Origin of the sequence: Bacillus sp. MM2020_4 (assembly GCF_011250555.1) — a bacterium.
GTDB lineage: Bacteria > Bacillota > Bacilli > Bacillales > Cytobacillaceae > Neobacillus.
Window position 1 is genome coordinate 1 of record NZ_JAANMZ010000146.1, and the last position, 255, is coordinate 255.

The window sequence follows — 255 nt, forward strand, 5'->3', positions numbered from 1 at the left end:
TGCTGACCGATAGAAAGGGGAAGCCTGCACTAGCTTCCCCATTTACTAAATATTAACCTGATAGGTTTCGTTTGGCTTTAAATAGAATTTTGTATCATTTTGTCCCATAAGAATGTACCAGTCACTTCCTAGTTCTATTCTGCACACAAGGCGCTTTCCATCTCCAAGATGCAATTCAAACGAATCGCCGCATCGTAACTTGTAATCACTCTTACCGTTATCCCAAAAGACCATCCAACAATCAAGAAAATCATT

General features: G+C 39.6%; 1 protein-coding gene. It reads right to left on the minus strand.

Going from position 1 to position 255, the window contains the following annotated elements:
* Positions 1–45: 45 nt before the first annotated feature.
* Positions 46–255, minus strand: a 210-nt coding sequence (locus G6554_RS25515; RefSeq protein WP_166246863.1) for a DUF5348 domain-containing protein, incomplete at its 5' end; no start/stop codon positions are given.